This is a genomic window from Pseudomonas sp. 05N434 (assembly GCF_056396965.1).
On the sequence record NZ_JBFTMK010000919.1, the window covers coordinates 1 to 1,096 of the forward strand.

Consider the following 1,096-nt stretch of genomic DNA (forward strand, 5'->3'; position numbering starts at 1 on the left):
GGCGAGGAATTCGGCCAGGGCCTGCGCACCCAAATCGGCTTCATGCTGTTGCGCGGCGTTGCGCAGCTCAGCGGCGGTGCCAGCGGCGACCAGCGTGGCGGCGGAAAAATGGCTGATGGCATCGGCGGCCAGGTCGCGGTAAGTCACCACAACACCAGGCTCGGCGGTTTGCCAGGCTTTGACGACTTCGCCGCTCAACTGACGGGAAGCCGAGTTGTCACCCAGAATGCTCGAATCGATATGCAGTAATTTCATGTGGAATCTCCAAGGTGAGGATCGCCACCCGGCGATCTGATGGAAACAATCCTACCGACAAAACCAATAGCTGATTAGCCGGCAATAATGCGATAGTTTGTCCCACTGATAGAACAGTCGGATTTAAATCATGCAAGATCTCAACGACCTCTACTACTTCGCCAAGGTGGTCGAGGCCGGCGGCTTCGCGGCGGCCGGGCGTTTGCTCGGGATTCCCAAGTCTCGGTTGTCACGACGCATCGCCGAACTGGAAGAACGCCTGGGCGCGCGCCTGCTGCAACGCACCACCCGCCAACTCAACCTGACCGCTGTGGGCGAGCGCTACTTGCGGCACTGTCAGGCGATGCTGCTGGAGGCCGAGATGGCCGACGAAGCGGTGGCCAGCATGTCCAGCGAACCCCGGGGGCGGCTGCGGGTTTCCTGCCCGGTGGGGTTGGCCCACGACATGTTCCCGTCGGTGATCAGCAAGTTCCTGGAGAAATTCCCGCAGGTTCAGCTGGAGATGCTGCTGCTCAATCGCCGGGTTGACCTGGTGACCGAAGGCGTCGATGTCGCCTTGAGAGTGCGGGAACTGGGAGATGAAGACCCACTGCTGGTCACCCGCCGCTTACGTCAGGCGCAGACTGTCATGGTCGCCAGCCCGGCGTTTCTTCGCGAGCGGCAGATCAAGACCCCGGACGACTTGAAAAACGTACCGATATTGGGCGCACTGGAAGCCGATCGGCTGGTGCATCTGCGGATGCTCGACCAGCAGGGCAAGGCCTGTGAAATGACATTCGAAGCCCGATTGGGCATCGACGATTTTCTCGTGCGCAAGGCGTGTACCCTGTCCGGGCTGGGT

The 1,096-nt window shown here is 60.9% G+C and carries 2 protein-coding genes; one reads left to right on the forward strand and one right to left on the reverse strand.

The features are described 5' to 3' along the window. The coding region (locus tag AC1DLB_RS30700) for an NAD(P)H-dependent oxidoreductase (protein ID WP_477786367.1) at positions 1–255 on the reverse strand (255 nt) is incomplete at its 3' end. A 130-nt stretch (positions 256–385) separates the two neighbouring features. Between AC1DLB_RS30700 and AC1DLB_RS30705 the strand changes: the two genes are divergently transcribed. Then, positions 386–1,096: LysR substrate-binding domain-containing protein (locus AC1DLB_RS30705; RefSeq protein ID WP_477786368.1), on the forward strand; the 711-nt coding region annotated here is incomplete at its 3' end.